17 protein-coding genes and 2 pseudogenes are annotated in these 19,478 nt (G+C 70.1%); 6 read left to right on the top strand and 13 right to left on the bottom strand.

What is annotated here, in order from left to right; all coding sequences use genetic code 11:
* The first annotated feature begins 219 nt into the window (after positions 1-219).
* A complete protein-coding gene (locus ACWZEH_RS35435) occupies positions 220-876 on the top strand; it encodes a class I SAM-dependent methyltransferase (RefSeq protein WP_456200506.1) in 657 nt (218 codons plus the stop codon).
* 600 nt (positions 877-1,476) lie between these two features.
* Here ACWZEH_RS35435 and ACWZEH_RS35440 read toward each other — a convergent pair.
* Positions 1,477-3,132, bottom strand: coding sequence for an FAD-dependent oxidoreductase (locus tag ACWZEH_RS35440; protein ID WP_456200508.1), 1,656 nt, complete (start codon positions 3,130-3,132; stop codon positions 1,477-1,479).
* On the bottom strand, positions 3,129-3,698 hold the full coding sequence (locus ACWZEH_RS35445; RefSeq protein ID WP_456200510.1) for a DUF5987 family protein: 570 nt from the start codon (positions 3,696-3,698) through the stop codon (positions 3,129-3,131). Before ACWZEH_RS35445 ends, ACWZEH_RS35440 begins: the two co-directional genes overlap by 4 nt.
* A gap of 731 nt (positions 3,699-4,429) precedes the next feature.
* Between ACWZEH_RS35445 and ACWZEH_RS35450 the strand changes: the two genes are divergently transcribed.
* The 3 genes and pseudogenes from ACWZEH_RS35450 to ACWZEH_RS35460 form a co-directional block, all read left to right on the top strand.
* A protein-coding gene (locus ACWZEH_RS35450; protein WP_456200512.1) for an IS5 family transposase occupies positions 4,430-5,232 on the top strand; the annotation gives its coding sequence in 2 pieces (ribosomal slippage) (positions 4,430-4,778 and positions 4,778-5,232; 804 coding nt in all).
* 14 nt (positions 5,233-5,246) lie between these two features.
* Entirely contained in the window at positions 5,247-5,585 is a 339-nt protein-coding gene (locus ACWZEH_RS35455) for a hypothetical protein (RefSeq protein WP_456200513.1), read from the top strand.
* Positions 5,542-5,976, top strand: a pseudogene (locus ACWZEH_RS35460) (transposase); the annotation flags it as partial. The gene ACWZEH_RS35455 and the pseudogene ACWZEH_RS35460, both read left to right, overlap by 44 nt.
* A 120-nt stretch (positions 5,977-6,096) precedes the next feature.
* On the opposite strand, the gene ACWZEH_RS35465 reads toward ACWZEH_RS35460, so the two are convergent.
* The 4 genes from ACWZEH_RS35465 to ACWZEH_RS35480 form a co-directional block, all read right to left on the bottom strand.
* Positions 6,097-6,870: an SDR family oxidoreductase gene (locus ACWZEH_RS35465; RefSeq protein WP_456200515.1), complete on the bottom strand. Its 774-nt coding sequence runs from the start codon at positions 6,868-6,870 to the stop codon at positions 6,097-6,099.
* 43 nt (positions 6,871-6,913) lie between these two features.
* Positions 6,914-7,246 carry a dihydrofolate reductase family protein gene (locus tag ACWZEH_RS35470; RefSeq protein WP_456200517.1) on the bottom strand — a complete coding sequence of 111 codons (333 nt, stop codon included), beginning with the start codon at positions 7,244-7,246 and terminating at the stop codon, positions 6,914-6,916.
* 53 nt (positions 7,247-7,299) lie between these two features.
* Entirely contained in the window at positions 7,300-8,646 is a 1,347-nt protein-coding gene (locus tag ACWZEH_RS35475) for an FAD-binding oxidoreductase (protein WP_456200518.1), read from the bottom strand.
* A gap of 222 nt (positions 8,647-8,868) precedes the next feature.
* On the bottom strand, positions 8,869-10,137 hold the full coding sequence (locus ACWZEH_RS35480; RefSeq protein WP_456200520.1) for an RNA polymerase sigma factor: 1,269 nt from the start codon (positions 10,135-10,137) through the stop codon (positions 8,869-8,871).
* Between the two features lie 122 nt (positions 10,138-10,259).
* Between ACWZEH_RS35480 and ACWZEH_RS35485 the strand changes: the two genes are divergently transcribed.
* Positions 10,260-11,762, top strand: coding sequence for an FAD-binding oxidoreductase (locus ACWZEH_RS35485; protein WP_456200521.1), 1,503 nt, complete (start codon positions 10,260-10,262; stop codon positions 11,760-11,762).
* A gap of 63 nt (positions 11,763-11,825) precedes the next feature.
* Here ACWZEH_RS35485 and ACWZEH_RS35490 read toward each other — a convergent pair whose 3' ends face one another.
* From ACWZEH_RS35490 to ACWZEH_RS35520, 7 genes and pseudogenes are all read right to left on the bottom strand, one after another.
* On the bottom strand, positions 11,826-12,101 hold the full coding sequence (locus tag ACWZEH_RS35490; RefSeq protein WP_456200523.1) for a hypothetical protein: 276 nt from the start codon (positions 12,099-12,101) through the stop codon (positions 11,826-11,828).
* Positions 12,102-12,253: 152 nt separating this feature from the next.
* Positions 12,254-13,441, bottom strand: a pseudogene (locus ACWZEH_RS35495) (ISAzo13 family transposase); the annotation flags it as partial.
* Positions 13,442-13,888: 447 nt separating this feature from the next.
* Positions 13,889-14,770, bottom strand: a complete 882-nt coding sequence (locus ACWZEH_RS35500) for a phytanoyl-CoA dioxygenase family protein (RefSeq protein ID WP_456200524.1) — start codon at positions 14,768-14,770, stop codon at positions 13,889-13,891.
* Positions 14,771-14,775: 5 nt separating this feature from the next.
* Positions 14,776-15,030 carry a phosphopantetheine-binding protein gene (locus ACWZEH_RS35505; protein WP_456200526.1) on the bottom strand — a complete coding sequence of 85 codons (255 nt, stop codon included), beginning with the start codon at positions 15,028-15,030 and terminating at the stop codon, positions 14,776-14,778.
* 11 nt (positions 15,031-15,041) lie between these two features.
* Positions 15,042-15,239 (bottom strand): hypothetical protein, encoded by a 198-nt coding sequence (locus ACWZEH_RS35510; RefSeq protein ID WP_456200527.1) that lies wholly within the window; start codon positions 15,237-15,239, stop codon positions 15,042-15,044.
* 845 nt (positions 15,240-16,084) lie between these two features.
* Entirely contained in the window at positions 16,085-17,572 is a 1,488-nt protein-coding gene (locus tag ACWZEH_RS35515; protein WP_456200529.1) for an FAD-dependent oxidoreductase, read from the bottom strand.
* A 187-nt stretch (positions 17,573-17,759) separates the two neighbouring features.
* Positions 17,760-18,125, bottom strand: coding sequence for a Rossmann-fold NAD(P)-binding domain-containing protein (locus tag ACWZEH_RS35520; RefSeq protein ID WP_456200531.1), 366 nt, complete (start codon positions 18,123-18,125; stop codon positions 17,760-17,762).
* A 274-nt stretch (positions 18,126-18,399) separates the two neighbouring features.
* On the opposite strand from ACWZEH_RS35520, the gene ACWZEH_RS35525 reads away from it, so the two are divergent.
* Positions 18,400-19,161 carry a DUF2306 domain-containing protein gene (locus ACWZEH_RS35525; RefSeq protein ID WP_456200533.1) on the top strand — a complete coding sequence of 254 codons (762 nt, stop codon included), beginning with the start codon at positions 18,400-18,402 and terminating at the stop codon, positions 19,159-19,161.
* Positions 19,162-19,478 lie beyond the last annotated feature (317 nt).

Genomic DNA, 19,478 nt, shown 5'->3' on the forward strand with positions numbered 1-19,478 from the left:
TGTGATCGCCTAATCAGCTGTCGCCGGTTCCACGAGGAACCCAGCCAGTTGGTGACCGACTGTGGTCGCCAACGGCGTATCGGCTCCGGGTCCCACCAGCCTCGTTGCGGAGCCGGGTGGTGGTCTTGCCGTGGGGGCGAGAACGCCCGCGGCGACGGGCGCGGGATTCGGCACGAGGCGGGAGAACAGCTGCGAACGGTGGGTGTTAACTTCCTTCCCGTGGTGGAGCACCAGGACGAGACCAGAGCGGCCTACGACGGGGTCGTCGAGCTGTATGCGTCGATGTTCGCTGATCGGCTGGAGACGCAGCCGTTCTCGCGGAACATGATCGGCATTTTTGCCGAGCTGGTGCGCGGGACGGGGAATCCGCGGGCGGCCGATGTCGGCTGCGGGCCCGGACATCTGACGGCCATGCTGCATGACCTGGGGCTGGATGCCTTCGGGCTCGACCTCTCCCCAGCCATGGTCGACCACGCCCGGCGGGCCCATCCGGCGCTGCAGTTCGACGAGGCGCGAATGGAGGCCCTGCCGGTCGAGGACGGCGCGCTCGGCGGTGTGCTGGCCCACTACTCGATGATTCACACCCCTCCTGGGGAGCTACCCGCGCTGCTCGCCGAGCAGGCGCGTGTCCTGGCACCAGAGGGCCTGCTCCTGGTCTCGTTCTTCGCGACCGACGGGCCCGAGCCGGTCCGCTTCGACCACAAGGTGACGCCCGCCCACAGCTGGCCGGTGGACCGGTTCGCCGAGCTGCTGGCCCGGACCGGGCTCGTCACGTTCGCCCGGCTGCTCCACGACCCAGCCTCTGAGCGGGGCTTCCTCGACGCCCACTTGCTGGCCCGCAAGTCGGAGGACACCGTCGAGGCCACCGCACAATAAGCCGGCAGGACCGGTGACAGCGTTCTTACCGGCACCCCTGGATGCACAGGAGGGCCGGATGAGGCCGGGCGTGATCCGGGGGCGGGGCGCAAGGCTGACGGCATGACCACCCGCCGCCCGCAACGCCGCCGCCCCGCGCCGCCGTCGGCGGCGCGGGGCGGGGCGGCGGTCCTCGGGGGCAGCTGAGCTTCGGCCCTGCCGAGCCGATCCGGGTCGAGTGTCCTGTGCGTGCCATCCCCGTCGGACGGTTCCTCGGTGATGAGGCTGCGGATGGAGACGGGGACGGTGATTACGCCCGCGGTGTGGACGGCCGGCCTTCGCGGCGAGGATACGGGCCGAGAAGGGGACGGCCCGAGGGAGACGTTGACCATGCGGTTGAGGCAGTGGAAGACCACGGCCACACCGAGGGCCTCGGGCACCTGCCCTGGGGCGGACGCGGGGGAGCGCTGCCCGCCCCAGGAGCCTTCCGCCCATTCGGCGAGTCTTCTCGGCCCGCCGTCCGGGAGCGCACGGCGGGCACCTCGGCCCGGCGGGGTACGCCCCGGCTACGGGGGTCTCGCCCCCGGCGGGACATGCCCTGTCTGCCGTTGGGACTGTCCGCTACTTACGGGCGAGCAGGGGGAGCTGCCGTCGGACGCCGGCCCGGCCGGAGGTGCTGCCGTCGGGGGCGGGGGCGCCGTAGGTGACGTCGATGCCACGTTCGCGGGCCGCTTGGACGATCCCGGGAACGGCGCGTTCGGCGAGCGCGGAGATGGTGAGCGCGGGATTGACGGTGAGGGCGCCCGGTACCGCGGAGCCGTCCGTCACGAAGATGCCGGGGTGGCCGCGCAGTTCGTGCCGGTCGTCCAGGGCGGAGGTGTGCGGGTCGTCGCCGATGCGGCAGGACGCGAGTGGGTGGACGGTGTAGGCGCCGACCACGTCATTGGTCCAGGGCGTCACGCGGGACAGCCCGTCACGTTCCAGGATGTCCTTGACGACCGCGTCGGATTCGTCCCAGCCGCGCAGGGTGTTGGCGCTGGGCCGGTAGGAGATCGGGCCCCGGCCGAGCATCTGCTGCGAGATCCGCACGGCGTTCCCGGTCGGCGGGGGCGGTCCGAAGACGCCTTCGTTGTCGTCCTCGACCATCGTGAAGATGGTCAGCCAGGAGCGCCAGCGCCGGACCATTTCGGTCTTCTCCGCGCCGAACCAACTGGGTTTCTGGGCGTCGGGGACCTGGGCGAGGATGGTGCCGAAGCCCGGCGGGAAGTAGAGCTGTTCGAGGGAGAACCGGGAGTGTTCGGGAAGGTTGCCGTCGAGGTTGTCCCAGCTTGCCACGACCGGTCCCTTGCCGATCTGGTTGGCGAGGTAGGCGATGTCGTCGCCGCGGTCCAGCCCCAGGAGGTCGCGGGCGCGTTCTTCGTTGATCACTGCGTTGTTGAGCCGCTCGCCGTTGCCGGAGAAGTAGCGTCCGACTGCATGTGGCATCCCGCCGAGGTCGGCGGCGGAGCGCTGCAGGATGACCGGGGTGGCGCCTGCTCCTGCGGCCAGGATGACGATCTTGGCTTCGATGACGCCGCTGCCGTTGCTCAAGCGGTAGTCCGTGTCATCGATGGTGTTGTAGTGGACGCGGTAGCCGCCGTTCTCGGTGCGGGTGAGTTTCTGCACCTCGTGCAGCGGCCGGATCTCGGCCCCGTGGGCGCGCGCGGCAGGGAGGTAGTTCAGCAGGAGTGAGCGTTTCGCGTCGAATCGGCAGCCGGCCATCATCCAGTTGCAGTTCGTGCACTTGGAATTGTCCACCGCGGTGGGGACGGGATTGGCGGTCCGGCCGGCGTGGTCGCAGGCCGCGGCGAAGAGACCGCCGGCATAGCTGACGTCCTCCCAGCTCTGGGTGGTTATGGGGAGGGCCTCGCTGACCACGTCGTACCAGGGGTCGAGGACATCGCGGCTGATGGCGGCCGGCCACATGCGGCGGCCAATGCTTCCGGTGCGGTCGAAGACGAAGCGGGGTGCGCGGGGCATCGCGGCGAAGTAGACGACGCTGCCTCCGCCGACGCAGTTGCCGCCGAGCAGGCTCATGCCGTCGCCGACGGTGAAATCAAAGATTCGGGTGTAGGAGGAACCGAGGAGGAAGTCGTGCTCGAAGTCGTTTGACTCCAGCCATGGGCCCCTCTCCAGCATGGTGACCTTCGCCCCGCCCGCGGCGAGGTGGTACGCGGTGATGGATCCGCCGAATCCGCTGCCCACGATCAGCACATCGGTCTGCTCGATCGCATTCACGCCAGGCTCCCGGAGGGTGTGGTGTCGGGGTGGAGACGGGCGAGGGGGCGACCGTAGGAGAATTCGGAAAAGCGCCACTGCCCGTCTTCGGAGGGGGGTGCGAAGCCCAGCGCGGCCAGGCCCGGGTGTCCGGCGGCGATCGCGTCGGCGGTGTGCAGATGGGCGCCGGTGTCGAAGGCCATGTTGCTGAACAGGGCAAGACTGACCCAGATATCGCGTTCGGGGTGTCCGGGAGCGGTCAGGACGGTTACCAGGTGCGTTCGCTCGGTGTAGGACAGGGCCACGAAGGGCGGCACCGCGGCGTCCGCGTCGGCCGGTTCCGCGTCGGCGTACAGCCGGGCGTGGGCGTTGAGGGCATCGGCGAAGTCGTCCAGGGAGTCCGACAACCCGGTGGCGGCGGTCTGGAGCAGTTCCAGGGCTCCTGCCGCCACTGCGCCGGGACCCGGTACGACGCCGGCCACCGCCCGGTCCCCCTCGTATCGTTTCGCACCGGGGACTATGGTGTCGGCGAAGGCCTCCAACGTGCTGACTTTGTCCTGTTCTAGCAGCGGTTGAATGGATGGCATTCCTTCTCCATTTCGACGCGTGGGGCGGCATGGAATCGGCTGCGACTCGTCATACGAGAACCTCTCCGCACAGATCCTCCGCCGTGGAGGTTGGCCAAGCATCTCCGTCATTGCTGTCGTCTGTCCGCCGAAAAGATCTGCATGTGCCCATGGGCCGCGCATGGCAAACATCGATGTCGTGGTTGCTCGGACCCTCATCAGCCGTTAATAATGTCCGGCAGTGCCGACGATTTCACTTCGCGCGAACGTTCGATACGTGGGCGTGACCGGCCGGTATCCGTCTCGGCGTCAGAGCGGCAATGTGCAGCGACAGGGATCGAGAGGGCCGTCGAGCGGTCGGTCCGCATCATGCGGAGCAGGCTCCCGGATCGGATCCCTTGAGCATGGACGGCATGGCGTGATTCGCAATGTGCGGCAAATTCCATTTCTCCCGCGAATTCCATCGGATCGCCAGGATTTCACCGAAACGCTTTCTCTCCGCGCTGTGAATACAGGAAGCCAAGCGACTCCTCCTGATCACCGGCGTGATGGTCACGGACATCAGCTGCACGGTTCTCTGCCGGCTCGGACCGTTCGAGATGCAGAACGTGCCGCCGAGTGTCTGGTGTCTGCTGGGTGAGCTGCAAGTTCTCCGGCTCGTTGCCGCTGCTGCAGATCCGCCGGCCCCGCCCGTCACCGCGGACCGGAACCTAAGACGTCGTCTCATTTGGTCTGTTCGATAGTCTGGCGTCGTGGGGATCGTTGAGCGTCTGGTGCCAGATGAGTTGTGGGAACTGTTCGAGCGGGTGGTGCCGCCCGCTCCCTCGCGGCCGCAGGGCGGTGGCCGCCGGCGGTACGGAGACCGTGAAGTTCTGGCGGCGATCATCTTCGTGGCCACGTCGGGCTGTACTTGGCGGCAGTTGCCTCCGTCGTTCGGGCCCTCGGGGCCGACGGCCCACCGGCGGTTCAGCGAGTGGAGCAAGGCCCGGGTCTGGGCCAAACTGCACCGCCTGGTCCTGGACGAACTGGGTGCACGCGGCAAGCTGGACTGGTCTCGCTGTGCGATCGACTCGGTGAACATGCGGGCCCTGAAAGGGGGGAGCTGACGGGTCCGAATCCTGTAGACCGGGGCAAGAAAGGGTCGAAGATCCACTTGATCACCGAGCGGACCGGTCTGCCCCTGTCCATCGGCATCTCAGGCGCGAACCTGCACGACAGTCAAGCCCTCGAACCCCTCGTGCGAGGCATCCCGCCGATCCGCTCCCGTCGCGGACCGCGCCGACGCCGGCCCGCCAAGCTCCACGCCGACAAGGGCTACGACTACAACCACCTGCGACGTTGGCTCCGCACGCGCGGAATCCGCCACCGCATCGCCCGCAAAGGCATCGAGCCTTCCCAACGACTCGGCCGGCACCGCTGGACGATCGAACGCACCATGGCCTGGCTTGCCGGCTGCCGTCGACTGCACCGCCGCTACGAACGCAAAGCCGAGCACTTCCTAGCCTTCACCAGCATCGCCTGCACCCTCATCTGCTACCGCCGACTCACCAAATGAGACGACCTCTAAGTGTGAAAGCCGCGCCGCGGGAAGGAGACCTCCGCGAGGGGCGGCGCGAACAGGGATCAGCCCGTCCCACCACGACGCGCCGGCATCTGCCCTCCACGGTCACTCACGGCACCGTCGTGCCCCTCGCCCAGGCGGAGGCCGGCGCGAAGACGAACGAAACCACACACTTGCGCCCGCTGCCGGCACCGCTGGACCTGACCGGCACCGTCGTCACCTCCGACGCCCTGCACTCGGTCAAGGCGAACATCTCCTGGCTGGTCGAAACCAAGAAGGCCCACCGCACCACCGTGATCAGGACCAACCAGCCCACCGCCCACCGTCGGCTCGCGGCCCTGCCATGACCGGCCACCCCCGTCCAGCACACCACCCCGCGCGCTGGCCCCGGCCGCCGGACGCGGCGCGGCGCGGACCGTCACCTGACGCCGGGGCAGCAAGTCCACCAAGAACAACCCCCGCGCCGCGAGGCGCTCGCGCTTTCTGGCCCTGCGGGTCCGCCCCGCCAACCGCACCATCCGCCGAGGCGCCGACACCCCGCTGCGCGAGCTGGTGCGGATCGCCAAGATTCGCTGGCGGGTCGAGCACGACTACCGGGAACTGAAGGACGGCCTGGGCCTGGACCACTTCGAGGGCCGCAGCTTCTACGGCTGGCACCGGCATGTCACCCTCGCCGCACCGGCGCAGGCGTTTTGCCCCCTGCTGCGGCTCGATCCAAAAGCCCCTGCGCCGGCCTGACCCTCCACGCGGTCCTCCACCAGCTCCAGGCCCTGCTGGCCACCTGGACCGGCGCATGCTCGACATGCGGCCGGCCTGCGCCGACCCCACAACCCCACCGCAGAACCTAACAAGGCCCTATTAGGAGTGGAATTCGCCCGCGTCGACGTTGAGACTCTGCCCGGTGATCGCCCTGGCCAGGTCCGAGGCCAGGTACAGCACCGCGTTGGCGACGTCGCCCGGGTCGGGCAGCCGGCGCAGGTCGAACGCGGCCGCGGTCTCGGCGTAGACGTCCTCCAGCGTCACCCCCCGCTCAGCGGCCTGACTCGCGAACCAGCCCTTCAGTCCCTCGGTCCAGATGTAGTTCGGCACCACGGTGTTGACCCGGACGCCGCTCGGGCCCAGCTCGGTGGCCAGGCTGCCGGCCAGTGAGTGCAGCGCCGATTTCGAAGCCTTGTAGGCACCGAAGTTGGGGCGGGAGTGGTGCACCACAGCGGAGCTGACCATCACGACCGAACCGGCGTGTCCGGTCAGGGTCGGCGCCAGGAGCTGGACCAGGCGCAGCGCGGCCAGGGCGTCCGTCTCCAGCGAGGCGCGCACGGCGTCCAGGTCCATCGTCGCCAGGCCGCCCATCGCCGGGGGCGCGAAAGCGTTGCTGACGAACACGTCCACCCGGCCGAAGGTGTCCAGGGCACGCTCGGTCAGCGCTCGGCAGGCGTCCGGGTCGAGGATGTCGGTGGGGACCGCCAGCGCCCGGCGGCCGTGGGACTCGACCTCGGCGGCCACCGACGTCAGGACCGTCTCGGTGCGGGCCGCCAGGACCACGTCGGCTCCGGCCGCGGCGCCGCGGACCGCGATCTCGCGGCCGAGGCCGGGGCCGACGCCGGTCACCAGCATCACCTTGTCGGAGAGCATCTGTGCCTTCCTTCCTACTTGAGAACGCAATGGAATACATGGGTCACGCCGGACGACAGCTCCACGCGCGGCGTCTCCAACGCGATCGTGGGACCCATGGGCTCTGCGAACAGCGGGCGGCCGCCACCGAGCAGCACCGGCACAACGTGAAGGCGCAGTTCGTCCGGCACACCGGCGGCCAGGGCGGCGGCCGGTGCGTCACGACGAAGACCGGCACGCGGAACGGCGGTTCGTCGCCCCACGCCTTCTCACCGTGGTCGAACATGCGGCGGCCGGTCACGGCGGCGCCGGTGCGGGTGAAGTACTCGCCCATGATGTCGGCGCCGGCGACGAAGTCGTCGAGGCAGACGGAGATGTCTGCGATCACCTGGGGCACGTCTCCGACGATCGCAGGGCACGAGGTCCTGGGCGTCTTCCTGCGTGCCGATGTCAGGGCACGATCACGGTCTCCGGCATCGCGTCGCCCCGGAACAGGCCGTCGGGGTCCACGCGCGCCCGGACCCGCTCGACCGCCCGGACATCGGCTTCGGACAGATGCCCGCGCGGCCGGTCCAAGCCCTTCACGAAGCCGGGCGCGGTCTGGCCCGTATCCCACGGGCCCAGGGCGGCGCGCACCTTGTCGCAGTGTTCGATGATCTCCTCCGGCGTGCCGCGCAGCTCCGGGACGCCGGCGCCCATGTAGGCCAGACGCGCGTCCAGGCGGTTCAGCACGCCACCGGCCGGGGCGGCGACGGCCAGGCGCCCGCCGAGCTGTCGCAGCTCGGCGGCGATCAGGGGCGAGCCGGATCCTTCGCCGGTCATCCGCAGGAATTCGGCGATTCCTTCGCGGCCCGGCTCGGCGAGCAGCAGGTGGTCGCCGATGAAGGCGCCGGGCTCGTCGGGGTCCATGTGGACGTCCGGGACCAGTTCGGGGCCGCAGTCCTGCCAGGTGTCGAGTACCGGCTCGCCGATCTTGCGCAGCGGGTCCAGCAGGTCGCGTGCGCAGGCGGCCGCCAAGGCGACGCCGGCGACGCACACCACCGGACCGCCCTTGAGCATCGGCGGGATCTCCGGCAGGTCCGGCAGGTTCATCACGCGCAGGGAGGTGGAGACGTCGTCGGGCGCGTGCAGCGTCCAGTCGTACCAGGCTCCGACCACGGCCTCGGCGTGCTGCCACGACCAGAAGGCGGCGCCGGCGACGAGATCGGTCACCGGGAAGAGCTCGATCTCGACGGCGGTGACGACGCCGAAGCCGCCGCCTCCGCCGCGTATGGCCCAGAAGAGTTCGGGGTCCTCGGCAGCGCTCACGCAGCGCACGTGTCCGTCTGCGGTGATGAGCTCGACGGAGCGGATGTGGTTGGCTGCCAGGCCGAGTTTGCGGCCGTAGAGACTCACGCCTCCGTGCAGCAGGTAGCCGATGGCTCCGACGGTGCCCGAGGTGCCGTGGGGTGCGGCGAGGCCGTGGGGTGCGGCGGCTTGGACGACGGCGCTCCAGGGCGTGCCCGCGGGAATGCGGGCCAGACGGCGGTCAGGGTCGATCTCGACGCCGCCGGGCAGGATGGGACGGATCAGGAGGGCGCCGGTCATCGAGGTGGCTGCGCCGGCGGAGTGGCCTGTGGTGTGGATGCGAACGCCCTGGCCGCGCGCCGACGCATAGCTGATCGCAGCCCGCACGTCGGCGAAGCCGGTGGCGGTGAGCGCGGTGGCGGGGTGCGCTGGGCCGGCGAGGTTGAACACGCCGGTGGCGGCGTCGTAGGCGGGGTCGCCAGGGAAGGCGATGGGCGCGGTGTCGAGCATGAACTCCCCTTAGTGGTCCGGGCGGCTCTGCTTCTCAGGGTGCGAGCCGGGCAGCCGCGGGAGCATCCGCCAGAGTGCTCAGCGACAGCAGCGCAGGCTCGAAGACGCTCGCCCCTGTCGCCTGGACCACGGTGCCGGTCAAGCCGGAACTGCTCGCCGGCTGCCGGTCACCGGTTGTCAGCCCCCGGTCGCCGTCCGCCGCACCCGACCAGCCGCGCTCCCCTACCCCGCCCCGTCCTCCAATGCCGCCCCCACCCGCTCCGCCTGCTCCATGAGAAACCGCTGCTCCGGCCCACTTGCCGCCTGCCGTGCCGCGGTCCGGTACGCCTCTCGTGCCCTGTCCAGACCGCCGTCCATCTCCAGCAAATACGCCCGCACCGCGCTGAGCCGGTGGCTGCCGGTCATCCAACGATCCTGCTCCAGCGGCTCCAGCAGCCGCAGGCCTTCGCGGGGACCCTTGACCATCGCCATCGCCACCGCGCGGTTCAGGCGCACCGCCGAGCCGGGCGCGATCTGCTCCAGCAGGTCGTACAGGGCCAGGATCTGCGGCCAGTCGGTTTCGCCGCCTTCCGGGGTCTCGACGTGCACCGCGGCGATGGCGGCCTGCAAGCGGTAGAGGCCGACGCCGGGGCGGGCCAGGGCCTCGACGACCAGCGCCAGGCCCTCCTCGGCGAGGTCGCCGTTCCACTGGGAGCGGTCCTGCTCGGCCATCGGGACAAGGGTGCCGTCGGCCAGGGTGCGGGCTGGGCGGCGTGCTTCGGTGAGGAGCATCAGCGCCAGCAGTCCGGCGACCTCGCCGTTGTCCGGCAGGACGCGGTGGGCCTGGCGGGTGAGCCGGATGGCTTCGGCGGTCAGGTCCGGGCGCAGCAGGTCGGGGCCGGCGGTGGCGGTGTAGCCCTCGTTGAAGATGAGGTACAGGACGTGCAGGACCGCGCGGGTGCGTTCGGGGCGTTCGGGTTCCGGCGGCATACGGAAGGTCATGCCGGCGTCCTTGATCTGCTGCTTGGCGCGGGAGATGCGGCGGCTCATCGAGGTCTGCGGAACCATGAAGGCGCGGGCGATCTCCTCGGTGGTCAGGCCGCCGACCGCGCGCAGGGTCAGTGCTACTTGTGAGGGCGGGGTCAGCGCCGGGTGGCAGCACAGGAACAGGAGCATCAAGGTGTCGTCGTCGACGGAGACCAGGTCTTCGTCGTCGGGGGCCGGGGCCACTGACGCCTCGGCCAGTGCCATCGAGGCGACGGTGACCTCACGGGTGCGGCGGGCCCGGTCGCTGCGCCAGTAGTCGGTGAGGCGGCGTCCGGCGACGGTCAGGAGCCAGGCTCGCGAGTTGTCCGGGACGCCTTCGGTCGGCCACTGCGTGGCAGCGGCTACGAGCGCCTCCTGCACCGCGTCTTCACAGCCGTCGAACTGCCCGTGGCGCCGGACCAGGGCGCCGAGGACCGAGGGCCGCAGCTCCGCGAGCAGGCTTTCCAGGCGTTGATCGGAACGCACCGGCTCATTCTATATGCGGGGCACTCGACCGCCCGGGGAAGTGCGCACACGTTGAGATGCCCGGTGCCCGCCGACGGTGGCACGGTCGGGGCAGAGACCGCGAACCGCTGAGGAAGGCCGCCATGACGGACACGACCGCCGTCGTCGTCACCCGCGACGACCCCCGCTACCCCGCCCTCGTCGAGGGCTACAACCATCGCTTCGTGGGCCGGCCCGACGAGGTCCGGCTCGCCACCGATGCCGCCGACGTGCAGGCCGCAGTCCAGGCGGCCGTGGACGCCGGCCGACGGATCGCCGTGCGCAGCGGCGGCCACTGCTTCGAGGACTTCACCGCGCATCCGGACGTCAGGGTGCTCGTCGACCTGTCCGCGCTGAACCACGTCGGCCACGACGCCGGGCGCGACGCCTTCGTGGTGGAGCCCGGAGCACGGCTGGACCACGTCTACCGCACACTGCACGACGGCTGGGGCGTGACCATCCCGGCCGGCACCTGCTTCGAGGTGGCCGTCGGCGGGCATATCGCGGCCGGCGGCTACGGTCCGTTGTCCCGGCGCGACGGCCTGGTGGTGGACCACGTCACGGCGGTCGAGGCGGTCGTCGTCGGCGCGGACGGCCGCGCCCGGACCGTGGTGGGCACCGACCAGCCCGACGACCCGCACCACGATCTGTGGTGGGCGCACACCGGCGGCGGGGGCGGCAGCTTCGGCGTGGTCACGAAGTACTGGCTGCGCACGCCGGGGACGCCGGACGGCGACCCGGCCCGGCAGCTCCCCCGCGCGCCGCGAGCGGTGCTGCGCCGCGACACCATGTGGTCCTGGGACGCGATCTCAAACGCCGACTTCCGCACCCTGCTGCGCAACTACTGCACCTGGTACGAGGAGAACAGCGAGCCGGGCGCACCGGCCACGGCGTTGTGGAGCAACCTGATCATCACCCACCGCTCCGGCACCATGTTCATCCTGACCTCGGTGATCCCCGACGACGCACCGGATGCGGCCAAGGTCCTCGAAGCCCACACCGCGGCGGTCACCCGCGGAATCGACGCCGAGCCGATGTCGGCGACCTCTGAGACCTCCCCGTGGCTGGACACCTGGCTGCCGTCCTACAGCTGGCCCAGCGATCCGCAGGGCCGGTACAAGAACAAGGCTGGCTATCTGCGGCGCGGGTTCTCCGACGCGCAGATCACGGCGATCCACCGGTATCTGTCGTCGTCGGATTACGAGAACCCCATGGGCTGCCTGGTTCTGACCGGTTTCGGCGGCAAGGTGAACGCCGTCGCCCCGGACGCCACCGCGGTGCCGCAGCGCGACTGCATCCTCAAGGCCTCCTACAGCACCGGCTCCTGGACCGACCCGGCCGACGACGAGCGCCACCTGGCCTGGGTGCGCGCGTACTACCGGGACGTCTACGCGCACTCCGGCGGCGTGCCGGTCCCGGACGACACCAACGACGGCTCCTACATCGGCTACCCCGACACCGACCTGGCCGATCCCGAGTGGAACACATCGGGGATCGACTGGTCTGCGCTGTATTTCAAGGACAACTACGCCCGGTTGCAACGCGCGAAGCAGGTCTATGACCCGCTCGACGTGTTCCACCACGGGCTGTCCGTCCGCCTGCCCTGAGAGGACAGGAGGCCCCTCCCTGTGTTGATAGGGGGTGTCGAGAAATTGCTGGTGCGTGTTGGGTCAATCTTCCGTTGTCGTCGTGTACATGACACAGCGGGCGAGTTCGCTGGGGTCGATGGGTCGGACAGGGAGTGGGTCGCTGTGGTGGCCGTGTTGTTGTAGCAGGGGTCGGGTCTGCTGCAGGAGGGTGCGCATCTGGTTCTCGCCGACGCGGAAGAGGTGGGCGATCAGTGAGGCGGGGAGCCCGCGCTGGTCCAGGACGGCGGCCCAGATGATGTTTTCGAACGCGAGTTTGCGGTGGTGGGGCCTCTGGCCGGGTGCGAGTTGGTCGATCAACTCGCGGTTCTCGGCAACGAGCCGGTCGAGGGCTTGCCGGGTGAGGCCGGTGTCGGCACCGGGTGGGCGGCCAGTGCCGCGTCGAAGGTGTGGGCCTGGCGGGGATGGGCGCGGCGCCCTTGTGGCTGCGGCGGCACGACCGGGACGCCGGGCTGTGGCGGGATGGTGTGGTTCCACTCACCGTGGAGATCGCCGGGGTCGATGCGCAGTGCCGCAAGGTGCTCGGCGTCGATCTCGATCCCGGTGGGATACGTGCCCTCGTCCAGGCGGGCGCTCACACGCAGGCCGGTCGTGGTCGTGGTGGAGGCGATCAGATCGAGGGCGACTTCGTAGCTGGTCAGCGGGCGGGCGCGCCAGTTCATGGAGAGGAAGGAGAACAGCCGGTGTTCGACCTTGTTCCATTTCGATGCGCCCGGTGGCAGGTGGCACACACTGATCTGAAGGCCGGTCTCGGTGGCCAGGACGGCGAGGTTGGCCTTCCGGACCCGGGCGCGGGAACTGTCCGAGCCGCCGCCGTCCGCGGTGATTCAGAAGTCTGCGCGCGTTGGGGTGGGCCGCCCGGCCTTCTTCCGTCCACCAGCGGCGCAGGGCCGCGACCGCGGACGCGGTGGTGTCGTGGTCGGTGCCCACCACGACGCAGCCGGTATTGCGTCCCAGGTCGTGGATGCCGTACGGGATCGCCGTACCGGTCGCGTGCGAGGGGAAATCGTGGTCGAGGACCTTCACCGGCGCACCCGGCGGCACCCCTTCCCTGACGGTCTGCGCGAACGGCCCGATCTGCTCCTTCTTCTTGGCGTCCACGCTGATCACCGGGTCGCCGGAGGCCAGGAACCGGCCCACCGTGTCGTTGAGGTGCCGGAACTGGGCATCGCGGTCCGGGTGTGAACTCCCGCCAGGGCCCGTGCGTTCGCGCGCAGGCTGAACCCGGCCTGTTTGAGCAGCGCGGCGACGGTGTCCCGGCCCGCCGTGTGGCCCTGGGCGGCCAGTTCGCCCGCCAGACGGCGCAGCGGCTTCGTCGTCCACGTCAGCGGCCACATCGGATCACCCTGGATGCTGTCCTCGACCAGGGCCGGCAGCGCGGTCCGCAGTCCCGGGTCCTTCCCGGCCGCGGCCGGGCGGCCCGCGCCGGCCCGGCGGACACGGCCATCCGGCTTGGGATCCTCCTCCAGTTCGGCCAGGCCACGCGAGACACAGCCCTTGGAGACTCCGGCCGCCTTCGCGACGGCGGCGATCCCCCCGTGACCGAGTATCCGGACCTCCGCCCCGTACAGCAGCCGACGCTGACGCTCGTCCAGATGCGGCGTCACCGCCTCCAGCTTCGCCCGCAACGGGCCGATCAACTCATCGAAACGCCCTGTACCACATCAACGAACTGAAGATCTCGAAGCAACCCGTAGAAAATCGACGGCCCCGAAGTGCACATGTTCATGCAGGTCGCCGGCGTTGCCCATGGTTGAGGTTGTCGTCATGGGCAACGGCTGCCGGCGGCGACCTGCGCGCCGTTCAGGAGGAGCTGCTCCGGTCCTTCCTCGCCTCCCGGCGCCGTGAGCGCGGTCCGCTGCCTGATCCAGCGGGCGGAGGAGGACGGGGCCGGCCTGCGCGCCGGCGCGAGGAGGCGGCGGCCTCGGCACGAGCAGCGATCTTGATGCCCTGGTCGCCGCGCTAAAGGGGCAGGCCGCCCAGGCTGCCGCCCGCGTCGAGGAGTTGCACTCGCGCCGCCCGGTGGACGCCGCAGCCGGTGCGCCTGCTTTCGCGACGGCGCACCGGCTGCTTTCGGCTCACGACCACTACATCAGCGGATTCGCACCGCGTGGCCTGGTGGCGAGCTCCTGCTGTGTCTGCTCCAGCAGCAGGTGCGGGTCCTGCGTCTCGACCTGGCCGAGGCCGGGCGGGCAACGGTCCCAGCCGAGCAGCCGCTGCACCTCCTCCGGCAGGGTCAGCACGGTTTCCCGGGAGACGGCGAGATACTGGTTCTCCTCCTGCCGCAGGTTGCCCAGGTCGAGCGCGACGGAGAGGCTGTACCGCGGCGAGTCCGTGGTGTTGGCTCCGCCGCCGTGGTAGACCCCGCCCGGCCAGAGCAGGGCGGAACCGGCGGGCATGACCGCCGGAACCGCCTCGGCGTACGCGGGGGCCCGCTCGTCGTCCCAGTGGTGACTGCCGGGGATGACCAGGGTCGCGCCGTTGGCGCTGGTGAAGTCGGTCATCGCCAGCATCAGCTGCAGTCGGCACGGCGGTCCCGGATGCCGCCACAGATGCATCGCGTCGTCGCGGTGCAACGGCTGCCGACCCTGGCCCGGATCGATTCTTATCGCCTGGGTGAAGCTGATCTGGATGCTCGGAGTCACCTCCATCCGGACCTTGCCGATCCACATGTGCGTGGTCTGCTGCAGCAGGCGCCGGGCCGAGCCGAGGAACTGCGGTTGGAGGACCACGCTGGTCATGTGGCGCGGCGACCGCTGGAACAGGCTGGACAGCCGCTTGGTCTTCTTCCCGTCGTAGCCGCTCTCGCTGTAGCCGGCCGCCTCGAGGCCGAGTCCGAGGTCCGCCCGGAGCGCGGCGAGCGTCTCGGAATCGACGAAGTCCTCGACGATCACCGCTCCGTCGCGTTCCAGGATCTCGACGACTTCGTCGAGCGAGGTGGCAGGGTTGACGTGGGTCAGTTCGGTCATCCCACTCACCCCTCGATACGGGCCAGTATGCCCCGGGTGAGGGTCTCCAGGTCCGGGTCCTCGAACAGGTCGCCGATGTCGAGCGTGATGCCCAGTTGCTCCTCGACCCCCGCGGCGATCCGCACGGCGGCGATGGACTGTCCGTTGAGCTCGACGAACGTGGCACCGGGCCGATCGGAGCCCGGGCCCAGGACTTCGGCCCAGATGGCGGCGACCCGCTGGACGATGTCCGCGGTGGCCGACGGCTGCTGAGTGGTCATGTCACTGCTCCTCACTGCGTTTCATAGGTATGAGGTGTTGGGGGCGTGCCCGCAGGCCACCCGCCCGTACAGTTCGAAGTTCGTGTCTGGTGCATGATCGCGTGCAGGTTCAGCGCCTTGATGTCCTGCTCGATCCGCTGGATCGGCACATCAGGCTGCAACGACGTACCACCGCCGGCACCAGCCGACAGATCGGCGGCTTTCTTCACCTTCGGACACCGCGCCGAGGTCGAGGCGGCCCGGACCCGTTCCGGCACCCGCGTCCGCGGCAGACCCGATCCGCAGAGCGATTCGAGAACCTCAATGCTGAGCCGCCACTGATCCTCCGACGACTGCGCATCGGCCCTCGACAACGGGCCGGGCTCAGCCGCGGCTCGGCGGCTCGGTTCGCGGCAACGTGGTGACTTTTTCCATTGCCCCGCCTCGAGTCCCGACGCGATCGGGTTCGACTTTCGCAGCCGCGGCAACCGCGAAGCATCTCCTGAACTGCCATCTCGCCCAGCCTGCGGGAGCAATAGTCGCTCGACGAGCAGCGCACAGGGTTCCGCGCAGCTCGGCGAACCGGCGCAGCGCGGGCCCTGACGGAACGTCGGCACCGGCCGGGGGTGCGACGAGCACCATGGCGGCACCGTGCCGCGCGGTGAAGTCGGGCAGGTCCATGCCGTCCACCCGAATCCCCGGCATCGGGAGCCAGTCCCTCGGCGCGACGCCGGACCTCACCGGCCCCGAAGGCGGCAGGTGGAACCCCGGTGCCTTCCGGCGCCTGCGCCGGATACCCGTGATCGAGCTGGCCGCCGAGAAGCACGGCCTGGTCAAGCGACCGCGCATCCACGACCTCCGCCACTCCCACGCGTCGTTGCTGATCGCCGTGAAGGTGTCCCTGCCGCCGTCGAACGGGCCGTGGACCGGACCGCCCCGCTGCCTGACGAAGTGGGCGCAGGGTGTCGAAGCCCCATTTGGTGGACGGCGGCATCACGTGGCGCGCCATGCCCGCAAAGAGCCCTGTCATGCACGGCCGATGCCGCGTCCCCTGATGTCCCGGTCCTCATCACGGTCACGGGCTCTTGTCCTCGTTCCTCGCCGGGGTCCGGATCTGCTCGGCGGATCCGGTCGCTGGAACCCGGTCGGCGGGGTACCGGCCGGCTCGGGCGACGTCGGCCACGGCCGGGGGCACGGCGGCCGGCCCGGCCGGGCCGCGCAGCGCGTTCAGCAGGACTCGGACGATCATGCCGGGGCGCATCAGCTGCTCCGGCCGGTCGAGCATCCCGGCGGCGCGCATGTACCCGCGGGTCACCGAGCGGTCGCGGGTCGCCGCTACCTGGACCATCGCCAGGTAGCGCTGGCCTATCCGCACCTTGAGGTCCCGCTTGCCCTCGACGCCGTCGAAGCCCAGGTCGACGGTGCGCGTCATCTCCCACGGCGGGTCGATGACGTCGCGCGCCAGGTCGCGGAAGTACTGCCGCGCGTCCGGCGTGGCGCCGGAGTGCAGGTGGCGGCGCAGGGTGAGGGCGGACAGCGCCGCGACCGTCATGCCCTGCGCGTAGACCGGGTTGAAGCAGGACACCGCGTCACCGATGACCAGCAGGCCGGCCGGGAACCGGCCCATCCGCTCGTACCGGCGGCGCTGTGTGGTGGGGAACCGGAAGGCGACCGGCTCGTCCAGCGGCTCGGCGTGCTTCAGCGCCTCGTGGATATCCGGGACCGGCAGGCGCTTGACGAACCCGTACAGCCCCTGCTGGTCTGTCGGCGGGTGGTCGCCGAGGATGCCGTAGACGGTCATCAGGGTCGTGTCGCCCTCGGTCTTGGTGAAGATGACGCCGCGCGGGACGTCGGGGGAGGCGACAGCGATGATCGCGAGGTCACCGTCGTAGGGGTCGGCCTTCATCTTGTAGTTCTGGGTGACGTAGCCCAGCCCGATGTTGGTCCGCTCCTCCTCGACGCGCGGGTAGCCCATCTCCTCAAGCCACACCGGGGTGCGCGAGCCGCGCCCGGTCGCGTCGACCACCAGGTCGGCCGCGATCGTCTCGCCGGGCGCGCCGCTCCTTTGGACCTTGACCCCCGTCACCTGCGCGTGGTCGGCGGTGGCGACCAGGCCCAGGATGTCGCAGCGTTCGACGAACCGGATGTTCGCCAGCTCGGCCGTGCGTTCGCGGATCCGGCGCTCCATCAGCGGCGCCGAAGCCGGCACCGCGATGTAGCCGATGTCGGCGCGCTTGACCGGGCGGCCGCGGAAGTACCAGCGGACCGAGCCGGAGTAGTCGCCGACCGGGGTGCCGTCGGCGATGAGTTGGTCGGTGATGCCGGGGTAGAGCTCTTCCATCACCACCCGGCCGCGCACGTGCATGGCGTTGATGTGCTTGCCCTGGGGACGTCCGCGGCGCGGCCCGTCGACGCCGGTGACCGTGTCCCGGTCGACGACCAGGACCTCGTCGTAGGCCTCGGCGAGCACACGGGCCGCGAACAGCCCGGCGATGCTGCCGCCCAGCACGACGGCGCGGGTCGGGTCGCCATCGGCCGCCGACCGGGGTGTTTCCTGGGGCATCTTGCCCACCTCCTGGGGATCGTGCTGGGGATGTTGGGAGTCTGCGGTTCCGGGGTTCCGGGGTTCCGGGGTTCCGGGGGTTTGGGCGGTCGCCGGGTGCCGGGCGGACCGGCTCGGTCAGCCGCCCGGCGTGAAAGGGGACCGAGCGGGTGAGCGTGACGTCGGAGCGGAAGAACTCCCGGACCGGCTACGAGCCGGTGATCGCGTCGAGCATCTCGGTGTGGGTGCGGCCTTCGGATCGCGGCGTTGCCCCGGATTCCCGGGGTCGCCAGGCCCCCGGGGCCAGGCCGCCGACCAGGTTGAGCACGGCGGCCTTGGCCGCGCCCCCCAGACGATCGAAGACCGTCTGGGGGTAGTCGGCGAACCGGCTGATCATGCCGGTGACGGACACGCCGGTCGGCACGGTCGGCACCCGGTTGCCCCCGTCCAGCCGTTCCGTGCCGTGGTCGGCCAGGACGACGTTCGCGCCGACGGCCGGCAGCGTGCGTGCCGTCGCCAGTCCGATGCCGCTGTCGCCGGTGATGCGGATCGTACTGTTGTCGACATCGTCCATGGGCTTCACGATGTGGTCTGGGGCCGGGGCCGGGCATCTCTTGGATTGCGGGCCGGTCGCGGCCGGTGTGTGTCCCGAACGCGTTGAGAGAGGCGTAGAGCCTCTGCGGCCGCGGTCTCCTGCTGAGAGCTCGCTTCGGGCACCGTGTCAGTGAACTGGGCTCAACGTGCCCGGAAACCTCGTAACACAGCACTTACGAAGATGCCCGTCAGCGCCCTCAGGTCCGATGCTCAACCTGCGTTTCACCCCAGCCGTGAGAGAGCCGAGGACAGGCATGTCTCAGAACAGGCAACAGACAGGCCTCCAGATGACCCCTCCGGAGGCCCCTGACACCGACCAGCGGCCCGCGGCACGCGCGGAACGGCCTTGGTGGAAGAGGTACTACCCCTGGTACGCCGTCGTGGGCGGGGCTGTGCTGTTCAACCTGCTTTACTCGTTCCCCCACTACTTCGCCACGGACCCCGAGGTCTCCCGGAGCCAGCTCGACCCGGGCTTCCAGCCGCATTTCGCGTTCCTGGTCGCACACGTGGTCACCGGCAACCTGGCCCTGGTGGCGATGATGCTCCAGGCCTGGCCCCACCTGCGCCGCACGCGCCCCAGGGTCCACCGCTTGATCGGCCGGGTGTACGTGTTCGGCGCGGTGATCCCGACGACGCTCATCGTGCTGTTCGTGCTGGTCCCGCACCGCGCCAACCAAGGCAGCACCGGCCTCGCCTGCGGCGCGGTCCTGTGGCTGGGTACGACGCTGTACGCCTGGCGCAAGGCCCGTCAGGGCCGCTACGCCGAGCACCGCCGCTGGATGGTCTACAGCTTCTCGCTCGCGCTGTTCACAACCTACGGCCGCATCGTCGCCTGGATGATCCTGAACTGGGGCCTGCAGGTGAACATCCAGATCCTGATCGAGGCCACCAGCTGGGGCGTGTGGATCATCCACCTGCTGATCGCGCAGGCGTACCTGGAGTTCACGGCGCGCCGGCGCGACAAAAACCTGCACGCCGGGCGGTTCGACCCGGCGACCGGGGCGATCCGGCAGTAAGGGGTCCTTGCACTATGAGCGCCCGATGAGGTCGCGTGGTCCGGTGCCGTGCGTTGCAAGGCGCCACAGAGCCCTTGTAGCGGAGCTACCAGGGCTTTTCGGCAACGCGGCGAGGTGCGGTGCCGGGCCGCGCGACCCGGGCGGGCATAGTGCAAGGACCCCTAAGAGGCCTGAGCCCGAATCCACGGTCGATGAGGGCTGTTGATCGAGCCCTGTACGAAGAGATGCCTTGCGACCTGCGGTGATGGACTTGTTCCGGGACCACCGGCGCACGATCGGCAGGGCATCTCGTCAGGGCATCCTCTCGCGGCCCCCGC

The sequence above is a fragment of the Streptomyces yamdrokensis genome (assembly GCF_053890455.1).